The organism is Pseudomonas sp. SIMBA_041 (assembly GCF_046535095.1).
GTDB classification, from domain to species: domain Bacteria; phylum Pseudomonadota; class Gammaproteobacteria; order Pseudomonadales; family Pseudomonadaceae; genus Aquipseudomonas; species Aquipseudomonas mucoides.
In genome coordinates this window covers 118,341-132,005 of record NZ_JAWRXJ010000014.1, presented here as the reverse complement: position 1 = coordinate 132,005, position 13,665 = coordinate 118,341, and the positions used below count along the sequence as shown (strand labels likewise).

Annotated in this window: 11 protein-coding genes; 3 read left to right on the top strand and 8 right to left on the bottom strand. The window is 59.5% G+C overall.

Annotated elements, in window-relative coordinates; translation table 11 throughout:
- Positions 1-52 precede the first annotated feature (52 nt).
- Both SB725_RS27850 and SB725_RS27845 read right to left on the bottom strand, forming a co-directional pair.
- Entirely contained in the window at positions 53-1,234 is a 1,182-nt protein-coding gene (locus SB725_RS27850) for a CaiB/BaiF CoA transferase family protein (RefSeq protein ID WP_194940669.1), read from the bottom strand.
- Positions 1,235-1,378: 144 nt separating this feature from the next.
- Positions 1,379-2,713, bottom strand: a complete 1,335-nt coding sequence (locus SB725_RS27845) for a dicarboxylate/amino acid:cation symporter (RefSeq protein ID WP_027923967.1) — start codon at positions 2,711-2,713, stop codon at positions 1,379-1,381.
- Between the two features lie 339 nt (positions 2,714-3,052).
- On the opposite strand from SB725_RS27845, the gene SB725_RS27840 reads away from it, so the two are divergent.
- Positions 3,053-4,051, top strand: coding sequence for an AraC family transcriptional regulator (locus tag SB725_RS27840; protein WP_027923966.1), 999 nt, complete (start codon positions 3,053-3,055; stop codon positions 4,049-4,051).
- A 485-nt stretch (positions 4,052-4,536) separates the two neighbouring features.
- Here SB725_RS27840 and SB725_RS27835 read toward each other — a convergent pair whose 3' ends face one another.
- From SB725_RS27835 to SB725_RS27820, 4 genes are all read right to left on the bottom strand, one after another.
- Positions 4,537-6,582 carry a hypothetical protein gene (locus SB725_RS27835; protein ID WP_410922898.1) on the bottom strand — a complete coding sequence of 682 codons (2,046 nt, stop codon included), beginning with the start codon at positions 6,580-6,582 and terminating at the stop codon, positions 4,537-4,539.
- A 320-nt stretch (positions 6,583-6,902) separates the two neighbouring features.
- Positions 6,903-8,249, bottom strand: a complete 1,347-nt coding sequence (locus SB725_RS27830) for an ATP-binding protein (protein WP_059182314.1) — start codon at positions 8,247-8,249, stop codon at positions 6,903-6,905.
- Positions 8,246-8,923 (bottom strand): response regulator transcription factor, encoded by a 678-nt coding sequence (locus tag SB725_RS27825; protein WP_027923963.1) that lies wholly within the window; start codon positions 8,921-8,923, stop codon positions 8,246-8,248. The genes SB725_RS27830 and SB725_RS27825 overlap by 4 nt, the downstream gene beginning before the upstream one ends.
- A 54-nt stretch (positions 8,924-8,977) precedes the next feature.
- Positions 8,978-9,283, bottom strand: coding sequence for a hypothetical protein (locus tag SB725_RS27820; RefSeq protein WP_059182313.1), 306 nt, complete (start codon positions 9,281-9,283; stop codon positions 8,978-8,980).
- A 144-nt stretch (positions 9,284-9,427) separates the two neighbouring features.
- Between SB725_RS27820 and SB725_RS27815 the strand changes: the two genes are divergently transcribed.
- Together SB725_RS27815 and SB725_RS27810 are read left to right on the top strand one after the other, a co-directional pair.
- Entirely contained in the window at positions 9,428-10,219 is a 792-nt protein-coding gene (locus tag SB725_RS27815; RefSeq protein WP_410922897.1) for a dienelactone hydrolase family protein, read from the top strand.
- A gap of 162 nt (positions 10,220-10,381) precedes the next feature.
- Positions 10,382-11,107 carry a 4'-phosphopantetheinyl transferase family protein gene (locus SB725_RS27810; RefSeq protein WP_410922896.1) on the top strand — a complete coding sequence of 242 codons (726 nt, stop codon included), beginning with the start codon at positions 10,382-10,384 and terminating at the stop codon, positions 11,105-11,107.
- A gap of 126 nt (positions 11,108-11,233) precedes the next feature.
- Here SB725_RS27810 and SB725_RS27805 read toward each other — a convergent pair whose 3' ends face one another.
- Entirely contained in the window at positions 11,234-12,844 is a 1,611-nt protein-coding gene (locus SB725_RS27805) for an ATP-binding protein (protein WP_059182311.1), read from the bottom strand.
- On the bottom strand, positions 12,841-13,563 hold the full coding sequence (locus tag SB725_RS27800; protein WP_027923958.1) for a response regulator: 723 nt from the start codon (positions 13,561-13,563) through the stop codon (positions 12,841-12,843). Before SB725_RS27800 ends, SB725_RS27805 begins: the two co-directional genes overlap by 4 nt.
- Positions 13,564-13,665: the final 102 nt, after the last annotated feature.

Genomic DNA, 13,665 nt, shown 5'->3' with positions numbered 1-13,665 from the left:
CACGATCGTTCCCACGCTCCGCGTGGAACGATCAATGGGGCCCTGTCAGCCGCTAGATAACCACCTTGGCACGCCGCAATTCTTCGATCCGCTGCGCACTAAACCCCAACTCCCCCAACACCTGATCCGTATGCTGCCCCAGCGCCGCGCCGATATACCGTGGCTCAGGCAAACCGTCCGAAAACTTCAACGGACATGCCATCTGCGCCTGCGTAGAACCATCCCCTCGCGGAACCTCGGTCACCAAACCCCGCGCCTTCAGCTGCGGATGCGCAATCGCCTCGCCCAGATTCAACACCGGCTCGACACACGCATCCAGCTCAGCAAACAAGCCGCACAACTCGCCGAAATCATGTTTCTCGAATTCAGTCTTCAACGCGTCCTTGAGCTTTTTCTGGTCCGCAGGCTTTGGCGACAACCCCAGGGATGACAACTCCTCCAGCCCCAGCGCCGTACACAGTTGCTTCATAAACGCGGGCTCCAGGCTGCCCACTGAAAACCAGCGTCCATCCCGTGAACGGTAATAGTCATAGAAGCTGCCGCCATTGAGCATCTGGTTTTCCCGGCGCGGCTCCACGCCACAGGCCAGGTACCCGGCGCCGGCCATGGCGTTCAGGCTGAACGCACAATCGGTCATGCTCACGTCCAGGTGCTGGCCCTGCCCGGTCTGCTGCCGGGCGATGACCGCCGCGAGCAGGCCGATGACCCCGTGCAGCGAGCCCCCGGCGACATCCGCCACTTGCATGCCCAACGGCAGCGGCCCGCTGTCGGCGCGGCCGGTGTAGCTGGCCAGTCCCGCCAGCGCCAGGTAGTTGATGTCGTGGCCGGCGCGGTCTTTGTAGGGGCCGGTCTGGCCATAACCGGTAATCGATACGTAGATCAACTTGGGATTGATCGCCTTCAAGGCTTCATAACCCAGGCCCAGGCGTTCCATCACACCGGGACGGAACTGCTCCAGCACGATGTCATAGTCGGTCAGCAACTGCTTGATCACCTCCAGTGCTTCGGGGTGCTTGAGGTCCAGCGCCAGGCTGCGCTTGTTGCGATTGAGGTAGGCGTGACTCGCGGACACGCCCTGATCATGCGGCGGCAACACCCGCAGCAGATCCATGCGCGTCGGTGATTCGATGCGCAACACCTCGGCGCCCATGTCCGCCAGCAACAACGAGGCAAACGGCCCCGGCAACAGTGTCGAAAAATCCAGAACCTTGAGTGATGCCAATGGCCCGAGCATGAGCGATCTCCGTGAACGATACCTCCAGCCTAGGCAGCCGATCGGATTGCAGCAATCACCCGAAGTGTCAGCAAAGGTGACCGTTACGCTCAAATCACGGGCAAGAAAAAACCCGCCGAAGCGGGTTTTTCATTGCAACGCGTGTTACTTGACGTTGCTTGGGGTTGGGCCTTCGGCCACGCCCAGGTCGTCTTCTACGCGCTCGTCGGAGATGCCGCGACCGCCAGAAGCCAGTTCTGCGTGCATCACGTCAACGTCCAGCTCCTTGACCCACTTGGCCACGACCAGGGTGGCAACGGCGTTACCCACCAGGTTGGTCAGGGCGCGGGCTTCGGACATGAAGCGGTCGATACCGAGAATCAGCGCCAGGCCGGCAACCGGCAAGTGGCCGACGGCGGACAAGGTAGCGGCCAACACGATGAAACCACTACCGGTCACGCCAGCAGCGCCTTTGGAGGACAGCAGCAACACCACCAACAGAGTGATCTGGTGAGTGATGTCCATGTGGGTGTCGGTCGCCTGAGCGATGAACACGGCCGCCATGGTCAGGTAGATCGCGGTGCCGTCGAGGTTGAACGAGTAACCCGTCGGGATCACCAGACCCACGACGGATTTCTGCGCGCCCAGACGTTCCATCTTGATCAGCATGCGTGGCAGTACCGATTCCGAAGAAGAAGTACCCAACACGATCAGCAGTTCTTCACGGATGTAGCGAATGACTTTGAGAATGCTGAAGCCATGAGCGCGAGCGATACCGCCCAGCACAACCAGTACGAACACGAGGCACGTGATGTAGAAGCACGCCATCAACTGACCCAGCTGCACCAGCGAGCCGACACCGTAGGCGCCGATGGTGAACGCCATGGCGCCGAAGGCACCCAGTGGCGCGAGCTTCATGATCATGTTGATGATGTTGAACATCACGTGGGCGAAGCGATCGATGAAATCGAGCAGCGGTCGGCCGTAGGAGCCCAGGCGATGCAGGGCGAAACCGAAGATCACCGAGAACATCAGCACCTGCAGGATATCGCCGGTGGCGAACGCGCCGAAGATGGTGTTCGGGATCACGTTCAGCAGGAAGCCAACCACGCTTTGATCAGCGCCGGCGGCCACGTACTGCGCCACTTTGGAGGCATCCAGCGTGGTCACGTCGATGTGCATGCCGTTGCCCGGCTGGACGATGTTGACCACCACCAGACCGACCAGCAAAGCGATGGTCGACACGATTTCAAAATACAGCAGCGCGTAACCGCCGGTCTTGCCGACCGATTTCATGTCCTGCATGCCGGCGATACCGCTGACCACGGTGCAGAAGATGATCGGGGCGATGATCATTTTGATCAGTTTGATGAACCCGTCACCCAGCGGCTTGAGGGCCACACCGGCCTGCGGATAGAAGTGACCGATCAAAATACCGATGATGATGGCAACGATCACCTGGAAATACAGGGATTTATACAGTGGCTGACGAGTCGTCATTGCAAAGTTCCTCAAGAGTGCCCGGTGACAACATCCACCTGTTGTCCCTGACACCTGAATTGCGAACCCTCCTGCTTCTGGAGGGATTTGTTTTTCGAGCTGCGCGACGGCAGGCATCTGCTCGTTGTATCGCAAGGCCCGTGCCACCTTCGCCGAAATCCCGGCAAGCCTTTTGACATCAAGGGCTGCAGGTTTTTCTTCGTCACCGAGCGGTGACACAGATGTGGCGGATTTCCGCCCATCTATCCAACCTCGTCCGGCAATTTGGCGGATATCCGCCTTGTTCGTCGGCGGTCAGCGCGGCTACCATCCGTCGTTCAATGGACGGACCTGCCTCCTATGCGCGAACGCACCATCGCCAGTCATTTCGCCCGTGCCGTCCTCGGTGGCGCGCGCCGGCTGGGTTATGACTATTCAGACCTGTTGCAGCAACTGGGCATCAGTCCCGAGCTGCTGGACGAACCGCGGGCGCGTATCGCACCGGAGCAGTTCACCCGTTTGATCCAGGGTCTGTGGCTGGCACTGGACGACGAATACCTCGGATTCGGGCCGGTCCCGAGTAAAACCGGGAGCTTCGCCATGATGTGCCACGCCGTGATCCACTGCCGCAATCTGGAAAAGGCACTGCATCGCGGCTTATTGTTTTATAGCTTATTCCCCGACGGTCCGCGCCTGACCCTGGCCCACGAAGGCGAAATGATCCGCCTGAGCCTCGACGATTCGAAGTTCCAGGACCCGGATCATTTCCTCACCGAAAGCCAGTTGATGGTGTGGCACCGCCTCGGCAGCTGGCTGATCGGCCAGCGCATGCGTTTGGAACAAGTGACGTTCAGTTACCCAAGGCCCGAACACGGCGCCGAATACGATTTACTGTTCCCCTGCCCGATGGTGTTTTCCTCCGCGCAGAGCAGCCTGCTGTTTCACAGTCGTTACCTGAACATGCCGCTGTTGCAGGACGAACGCACCCTCAAGCATTTCCTCGAACACTCCCCCGCCGACCTGCTGTCGCGCCCGGATGACGGCGACAGCCTGAGCAGCCAATTGCGCCGTTTGCTGAGCCGCGACAGCGCTCGCTGGCCGGACCTGGAAGCGGTGGCCGCGCACATGCACATCAGCCCGCAGACCTTGCGTCGGCATTTGCGCGAGGAAGGCACGAGTTTTCAGGAATTGAAGGATCAACTGAGGCGCGATATTGCGATTTATCATTTGGGGCGCGCGGATTTGTCGTTGCAGCAGATTGCTGAACAGTTGGGGTTTTCCGAGCCTTCGGCGTTTCATCGGGCGTTCAAGAAGTGGACCGGGTTGACGCCAGGGGCTTATCGCGCGCAGGAGAATTGATTTTTTGTATTGAATCTACGGGCCCCTTCGCGAGCAGGCTCACTCCTACAGGGATCTTCAGTGAACACACTATTTGTGTGCAACCGAGATCAAATGTAGGAGTGAGCCTGCTCGCGATGAACGATAACGCGGTCTACCAGACTGAACGCCTACGGCGGATCAAGCCTGTCCAGCATCCGGTTCACCGCCGGCTCCCCAGCCTCACAACCTGCAATCCCCAGTACCGTGTTGCGCGGTGTCCCCACCACCTCTTGAACGCAGTGAAGCTGCGTGGTTGGTTGAACCCCAAACGATAGAACCCACGCCCCAGGCGCACGAGCCGGCGGATTCTGGCGTAGTCGTAGGCAGCGCCGCAAGGATGTGTAGCCTGAGTGAGTATCTGGAGATGCCTTTTAAACACCTCTGTTTATGGCTTGATCAGATACCCGCAGGAAGGCAGGGAAGAACACATAAATTCGTCCCTTTTTCCCTCGAGTCTTTCTCTATCAATAGTTCAACGGAATAATCGCAAATGCTTTGGCGCTGGTAACATACGGCACCCCGTTTGCAGGTGCGTTGACGGGCAGTGTACTTATGATGGGAATAGATCGCTGTGTTGACCCGTCCGGGCGGAACCATTCTGTAATACAAGTAATCCAGCTCCGGTTCAAATTATCGACCCGAATTGTCGACATCCATCCTCTTCTAACATACCCGTCACTTCCCGCTTGAATCATCGGTGGATAGTCAGGAAGGTTATCCACCTTATATTTGTCGTACCGGATACTCATAGGGGAAATAAACGTGTTTAGCCAAATTGCATCCCCTGTCTGACCTTGCTCTCGAGCCCAAGCCTCTGCCTGCCGGGGCGTCAGCATTGTGGCGCTGAATACCACTTGATAGACATTAGAGACTGTTACCGGGTACCTGCCGGTGCTGCCGTTAGCGTCTTCAACTTCAATATAGGTACTCCCATTCATTCGCCCTGTAACGTTTCCTTCCTGGGAGACAAACGCAATATTCGGATTGCCCGACTTATAAGTTATCGGCAGTTGCCCCGTCGTCGGCCGGCGCGTTGCGTTGTTATTGTTGATGGGGTCACCCGTTTCACTCCACCCACTCACATAGAGCGCCAAACCGTTCAGCAGCATTACCGAGGGGTCGATATCCAAGGGGCGAGCAACAATAAAATCCCGCGACGGAGTAGATTCCGACTCACTTCCGTATAACGCTTTGGCCGTGAAGCTTTGAGGACCTACCCCCAGGGTGGCAGGAGCGGTCCAGCTGCCGTCAGTTTGACTGGTGGGAACGGGCGCCCCTATAGCGGCGTTCATATTGAGGATCTGGACCGACCGGCCTTTGCTTGCATTGCCTTCCAGGGTCACGTTCATATCAGTGATCGTTTCACCCGGAAGAATTTCCCTCCCCCCGGAGTCTCTTATCGAGGTGATGGTTGGCCTTTCATCCACTACCGGCTCACCAATCACCTGCGCCGTGGCAGGCGTCGAGGTAGCGACGACCGCACCGCCCCGGACCAACTGATACACCACCTTCACGGTGCTATTGGCGATGATCTTGCTGTTTGGAATACTCCCCACAAACTGACTCGGTATGTGTGTGACTGGCGAAGTTTCTTCGTGAGTCGCAACGACGTTGCCATTCAACTCGGCGGTAAAAACCAGTTTGATCGAATCGCCCACTTTCCAGATCGTTTCAATAAGGTGGATCAACGCCGATAACGGATTACCGTTCAACTTGGCGAGGTCCACAGTGTTGGGATCGTCATTGTTCTCGGTCGGGATTTCTCGCAGGATTGCCATCGCCAGTGTTAGCCGATTGAGATGAACATCGGCAGTCACAATATCCGACCAGGTAGGTGGCCCGTTAGGGTTGTTCAGGAAGTCGACAACCCTGAACTTGAACTCAAAATCTGAATCGTCTCCCCCCTCTATCAGTGTCTGCCGGGGGATCGGGATGACGATGTTTTGCGGTGGAGCAGAGTCAGGTGGCTCGCTGTCTGGCAGCAGTTGGTAGCGCACAAGAACACCGTTGCAATCGACAAAAATACGGTCATACCACTGGATATTTTTGTAGGTTACGGTAACCGTTACGCTATCTGCCTCGTCGGCACCGATACTCTGATGACTGACGTTAATGGCCAATACAGGCGGGGTGTCACCCGGAGGGGAGCTGCGGTAGAGCAGTTTGAGTGGCTGGGTCAACTCCGTATTGCCTGAAGTACGCCGGACTCGAATGTTCAGTTCATTGTTGCCTTTCTGAAAATAATCAGGAGGAACGGTCAGCGAAATATCCTTTTCCTCCTCTCCCTCGGCGACGATCGTCTGGTCCACATCATCTCCATTCAGAACAAGTGTCAGCACGTCTTTTTCCGCCTGCCCGATGTAAGCCAGTGAAAAGACCATAAAACCGGCTCTGACATGAGCAATGGAGGCACCGCCGTGTGCATTTTCATCAGGCGGATACAGCTCGATCATCTTGGGGGCGAAAGGTAGCGACAAGTCAAATACTTGAATCGTGCGTTCGTTGCTCATTGCAAACTCCAGGTCCGATTTTCAGCAGGGCTGGTGTTATATGGCACGAACTTATCATGGGACGGCTACTGTCAAATCTGACAGTAGCGACGGGTGGCTGCGATCTAAAAATCAAACGGTCGCTGGTGAGTGTCTGGCGATGTGTTCAAAACATCAGTTGTTTCATCGCCAAGGCTGGCCCCATCGCGAGCGGGCTCACGCCCACACTTGGTCTCAAGTGCCCACAAAAAGTGGGTTCACCGAAGGTCCCTTGCGGGAGCGAGTCGGCTCCGGGGAGCTATCCGACTAAGATGCCCAAAAGAACACCACCCACCCTGCGGTCAAACCACCGGAAAATGAATCCGGAACGCCGCCCCGCCCATCGGCGAATCCCCCAGCGTCAGCTTCGCGCTGTAGCTCTCGATAATGTCCTTCACCACCGCAAGTCCAATCCCCTGCCCCGGATGCTGGCGATCCAGCCGCTCGCCCCGTTGAAGAATCCGCGCGCGCTGATCTGCCGGCACACCCGGCCCATCATCCTCGACACACAACTCCACCCCGCTCAGGGTTTCACGCACGCTGATGCGCACTTCACCCAGGCACAGCCGATAAGCGTTTTCCAGCAGGTTGCCCATCATTTCCAGCAAGGCGCCCTGCTCGATCGGTATGTAACACGGTTGCGGCAGATCAAACGCCACACGCACGCGTTTGTCGCGGTAGACCTTGTCCAGCGTGTCGCACAGGCTTTGCAACACCGGTTGCAGGCGCACCTGGTGGCGCACCAGACCGCTTTTGCGCAGGCTCGCGCGTTGCAGTTGATAGCTGATTTGTTGGCTCATGCGCTCGATCTGGGTTTGCAACACCCAGGCCTGCTCGCGGTTTTCCGGGCGCTGGGCCATGTCTTCGCTGACGCCTTGCAACACGGTCAGCGGGGTTTTAAGGCTGTGGGCGAGGTCGTCGAGGGAGTCGCGGTAACGACTGCGCTGCTCACGCTCGCTGTGCAGCAAGCGGTTGAGGGAGCCGGTCAGGCGCAGCAGTTCGCGCGGGTGTTGTTCGCTGAGGCTTTCGAGGGTGCCGCTTTCGATTTCGTCGAGTTCCTGGCTAAGCCGGCGCAACGCCTGCAACCCCCAGGTCAGGCCGATCCACAGCAACGACAGCAACACCAGCAAGGCTGCGCCGAAACCGAGGTAGAGGTTTTCGCGCAGGCCTTCGAGGGTGTTTTCGTACTCGCGCACCGGTTGCAGCGTGACGATGCTGAACGCCGCGCTTTTGCCGCCGAGCAACTTGACCTCGACGTCATAAACGAAGAATTCCTGCCCATTGGCCTCACGAATCCGCGCGAACTCGTTGCCGCGTCCGTCGTAACGCGGCTTGTAGTTGATCAGCTCTTGCCCGGTGGCCTTCGACCGCCAGACCAGGTGACCTTCGCGGTCGAAGATGTAGCCGAGCAAACGGCTGTCGGTCAGGTTGAAGCGCTCATCGGGCAATTGCGCCGGCATTTGCAAGGAGTTGTTTTCCACCCGAGCGGCGGAGATCAGCGTGGTGACGTCCGAGGCCAGGCGTTGCTCGATCGAGTCCTGCAACGCCAGGCTGAACGCGCCCTGCATCGCCGGCAGCAACGCCAACATGAACAACACCGCCAACAGCGTGGCGGCGAGCATCAAGCGAACGCGAAGGGAACGAATCAAGTGCAGCGCTCATTGAACAGGTAACCGAGGCCGCGCACGGTATCGATCGGTTTGAACCCGGCCGGGCCTTCGAGTTTGCGGCGCAGACGGCCGACCAGGACTTCAATGACGTTCGGATCGCGCTCGTCGTCATCGGGGTAGAGCTGCTCCATCAAGCGGTCCTTGGCCACCACTTGCTGGTGATGACGCATGAGGTATTCGAGGATCCGGTACTCATACGCCGTCAGCGCCAGCGGTTGTTCATCGAGGGACGCTTGCTTGCGATTGAGGTCCAGCAACAACGGCCCGGCGACGATGGTCGACTGGGTGAAACCGCTGGAGCGGCGCAGCAAGGCATTCAGCCGCGCGTCGAGTTCTTCGAACTGGAACGGCTTGACCACATAATCGTCGGCGCCGGCGGCGAGGCCCTCGACCTTGTCCTGCCAGTTGCCGCGCGCGGTGAGGATCAGGATCGGAAAGGTCTTGCCCTGCGTGCGCAATTGACGGATCAAGTCGAGCCCGCCCATGCCCGGCAGGCCGAGGTCGATCACCGCCAGGTCAAAATTGAACTGTCCGGTCTGGTACAGCGCCTCTTCGGCATTGGCCACGGATTCGACCACGTGGCCGCTCTCCGTCAGGCGGGTTTGCAGGTGATGGCGCAACAGCGCTTCATCTTCGACGACCAGCAGTTTCATAACGCTCTCCCGGGCAAAACAACATCTCCAATGGCACAACGGCGCATCCAACGGTCAGGACAGATCATAGCGGCCCATCAGGTCTTGCTGATTGAGTTTAATGCCATTGTGCGAGACCGACACGTTGGCGTAACCGGCGCGGTAGTCGGCCGGGGTTGTGGGGTGGCCCAAATGCGCATTCCAGGGACTGTCATGGCCCACGGTACTGACCGTGCTGAAGCTGTTCAGTGTGAGGGATCTTTTGACCTTCTCGTTGGTCTTCCCAAGAGCAAGGCTGGCTATGATGTCATCGGAGGCAAGCGCGGCGGTGCTGGCGCTCAGAACGGTGAAAGCCAGAATCAGGTTTTTAAAGCCAGTCATTAGGGAATGTCCTCATGCGCAGGTGCTTTGGGTACGGAGCTACCTTACTGGCGCGCCCCTGAACTGCCCCTGAACGCAGACTGAACCTGAGCTGAACCAGATTGACCCGGCTGTTTTGATGACTCACTTGCAGGAGATCCGACCATGCGCGTATTCCTCGCCCTCTGTTGGCTGGTGTTGAGCGGGCTGACTCAAGCCGCCATCAAGACTCAGGAAATCCCCTATCAAAGTGCCGACGGCACAAAAATGATCGGCTATTACGCCTACGACGACGCCATCAAGGGGCCGCGCCCCGGCGTGGTGGTGGTGCATGAGTTCTGGGGCCTGAATGATTACGCCAAGCGCCGCGCCCGTGACCTCGCCGGCCTGGGCTACAGCGCGCTGGCCATCGACATGTATGGCGGCGGCAAGAACACCGAGCATCCGAAGGATGCGATGGCGTTCATGCAGGCAGTGCTGAAAGACAGCTCGGCGGCCGCCGTGCGTTTTCAGGCCGGGCTTGACCTGTTGAAGCAACAACCGCAAACCGACCCGAATAAAGTCGCGGCGATAGGTTACTGCTTCGGCGGTGGTGTGGTGCTGAACGCGGCGCGCCAGGGTGCCCCGCTGCTGGGAGTGGTGAGCTTCCACGGCGCGCTGGCAACCAATACGCCAGCAACCCCTGGCCGTGTGAAGGCGAAAATCCTGGTGGAACATGGAGCGCTGGACAGTATGGTCACGCCGGATGCCGTGGCGACGTTCAAGGCTGAAATGGACAAGGCAGGCGCCGACTATACATTCGTCAGCCTGGAGGGCGCCAAGCACGGGTTCAGCAATCCGGACGCGGACCGGTTGAGCCATGGCGATCATGGTGGACCGGATATCGGGTACAACAAAGCGGCGGATGAGCGTTCGTGGGCGGATATGCGGGCGTTTTTCAAAAAGATATTTGGTTAGTCAGGTGGACCGCGGCGCGGCTATCGCGAGCGAGCTCACTCCCACAGGGATCTATGTCGCTACGCAGATCCGGTGCGGGAGCGAGCTCGCTCGCGATGGCCGCGCCGCCCATCCAGACCTTTGCACTACCCAGCCCGTGAGCAACCCGGCAAAATGCCCGCCATGAATCCCGCCCCCGCCCTTCCCGTCTGCTGCACCCCACTCGACGCCCATTGGCCGCTGCCGTTGGTGCTGCCCGATACGGTGTTGCTGAGTACCCACTTCGACAGTTCGCAACTGGCCAGCGATGATTTCCGGCGCAGCGCCATCGAGCCGCCGGCAAGCATTCAGCGCTCGGTCGCCAAGCGCCAGGCCGAGTTTCTCGCCGGACGGGTGTGCGCCAGGGCCGCGCTGCAACAATTGGAAGGCCTGAGTTTTATCCCGGCCATCGGGGAAGACCGGGCTCCGGTGTGGCCCGCGCACATCGCCGGTTCAATCACCCACAGCACCGGCCGGGCAGCGGCCATTGTCGCGAGGAAAACCGATTGGCGCGGGTTGGGGATGGACCTGGAAAACCTGCTCAACCCGGAACGGGCCGAGCGCCTGGCCGGGGAAATCCTCACGCCGCCGGAGTTGCAACGCATGACGGCCGGTCGTCGCGATGATCGGGCGCTGCTGGTGACGCTGACGTTTTCGGTGAAGGAAAGTCTGTTCAAGGCGCTGTACCCGATTGTTCAGCAGCGCTTTTATTTTGAACATGCCGAGGTGCTGGAATGGACCGAGGCCGGTGAGGTGCGGTTGCGGTTGCTGACGGATTTGTCTGGCAAGTGGCGCAATGGCACGGAGCTGGAGGCGCAGTTTGGGTTGATGGATGGGCAGTTGTTGAGTCTGGTCAGTATCAAGGCTTGAAGATTTATAGCGCTTGTACTGGCCTCATCGCGAGCAAGCTCGCTCCCACAGGGATTTATGTCGCTACGCAGATCCAGTGTGGGAGCGAGCTTGCTCGCGATGGCGGCCTGACTCTGACCACACCTCTCAACGCTTCTCCTGATTGCGCGGCCAACTCAAACTGAAACAAGCCCCACCCAGACTTTTGCTCTTGCTGATCAACGCCCGCCCGTCATGCCAATGGATAATCCGTCGCACAATGGACAACCCCAACCCATGACCGCCCGACGCCCGGGTACGGCTGTCGTCCAGGCGCAGGAACGGCGTGAAAATCCGTTCCCAGGCCAACTCCGGCACACCCGGTCCGTCATCCTCGACGTCCACCCGGCAGCGTTGCTGCCCCACCTGATAACTCACGGTCACCCGCGACGAGGCGTGGCGCATGGCGTTGCTGACCAGGTTCTGGATGGCCCGATGCAAGTAACGCGGTTCAGCCTCGACCCAGGCGTCATCGCAATCTGCCGCCGACAGGCATAACCCGCGCTGCACCGTAACGTCGGCGCGTAACGGCGCCAGTTCTTCGATCACTTGATTGACCAGCGCGTCCAGGTCGATCCGCTGGAAATTCAGCGCCGGCGAGCCCTGCTCCAGCCGCGCGTAGGTCAGCATCTCGTCGACCAGTTTGTCGAGGTCCTCGATGTCGTGGTCCATGCCTTCGCGGTATTTTTCCAGCTGCTGCGGCGTGGTGGCCGAGCCGATCATCTCCAGGCCGAAACGCAGGCGCGCCACCGGTGTGCGCAATTCGTGGGACACCGCGCGCACCAGCTCACGCTGGATCGCCAGCAATTGCTGCAAGTGCTCGGCCATGCCGTTGAACGCGGCGGCCAGTCGCCCCACCGAGTCGGCGCCGCGCGCCGGTACACGGGTTTCCAGGCTGCCCTTGGCGATGCGCGTGGCGGCGGCTTCCAGACCGCGCAAACGGCGCTCCAGTTGCCGCACCAGGAGGTAGACGATCAAACCAATCAGGCTCAAACCCAGGGCCGCGATCAACACCAGCCATTCGGGCGGATAGGGATTCATCTGGTACAACGGGCCGATCTCCAGCACCCACGGCGTCCCGACCATGCCGGCAAACACCCGGATCGAGTCGCCGCCCTTGCCCAGCGCCATCACCGTGTCGCCCTCGGACACCCGGCGGCTCTGGTCTTCATCCATGTCCGCCTGCTCGACCTTGACCAGGCGCAAGTCGAAACCGAAGCCCTTGTCTTCTTTCAGCAGCGCCAACCGTTCGGGCTGCTCCGCCACCGGGTAGCGCACCAGTTCATCGACCAGCAGATAAATCGTGGCACGGGCCAGTTGTTCACTGATCTGCTGCACCTCCCCCGTCAGCACAAGCTGTTCCTTGTCGCTGACCAGCCGATAGACCTTGGCCGCGTGCGGGCCGGTCTGCTCCACCAGCGCCTGACCGCGCAGTACGCGGGTGCGCTGGGTGAGGTCGAGGTCGGTCTGGGCGAACGTGGTCAACGCCAGTGGAATCCCGAGCAAGCGCTCCCAGACCAACAACGCGCGGTGGCGCTCAGTGTCGTTCATCGGCTTGAGGTTGTCGGCCATCAACGAAAACGTACCGTGGGCCAAGCGCTCCCGGTATTGCTCGCTGCGCACCTCATTGAGCAGATGCAGCGCCAGCACGCCGAGCACCGCGACCAACACCAGCGCCGCGCACATGCCGCCATAAATGCGCAGGAAGATCGAATTCACAGCGACGGGTCTACGCAAGCTTCGGGAACGAACAAATAACCTTTGCTGCGGATGGTCTTGATCAGTCGCGGATGCTCGGGGTCATCGCCTATTTTCGGGCGGATGCGCGAGATACGCACATCGATGGAACGGTCCTGGCCGTCATAACCGATGCCGCGCAACGCGGTAAAAATCTCTTCCCGGGACAGGATGCGCCCGGCGTTGGCGACGAGCAGCCAGAGCAGGTCGAACTCGGCGCTGGTCAGCTCGATGCCGTTGTCATGCAGCCAGGCTTCACGCAACGCGTTGTCCACCACCAGCGGACCAAACTGCAGACGCCGCTGTTTTTCCGGGGTGGCCTCGGGGGCTTCGCTACGGCGCAACAGGGCCTGAATGCGTGCCAGCAACAGGCGCGGGCGCACGGGTTTGCACACGTAGTCGTCGGCACCGAGGTCGAGGCCGAGGATCTGGTCGGTATCGTCGGTGCGGGCGGTGAGCATGAGGATCGGGCCGTCATATTTGTCACGGACCTTGCGGCAAATGCTCAAGCCGTCTTCGCCCGGCAGCATCAGGTCGAGAATTACCAGGTCCGGTTTCTCTTTGATGATGCGTGCCGCCGCCAGCGCACCGTTGCCTTCGATTGAAACGCGCAGGCCATTGGCCTCCAGGTAGTCGCGGGTCAGTTCGGCCAGACGCTGGTCGTCCTCCACAATCAATACCTGCCAGGCTTCTTGCTCCACGGTGACCTCTGCTTGCCAACAACACTTATAAGGAAGGATCCGCCCGTCTTTTTGTAATGATTGGGGAGGATAAGAATGCATAACCATGGGGCGATTGTATAA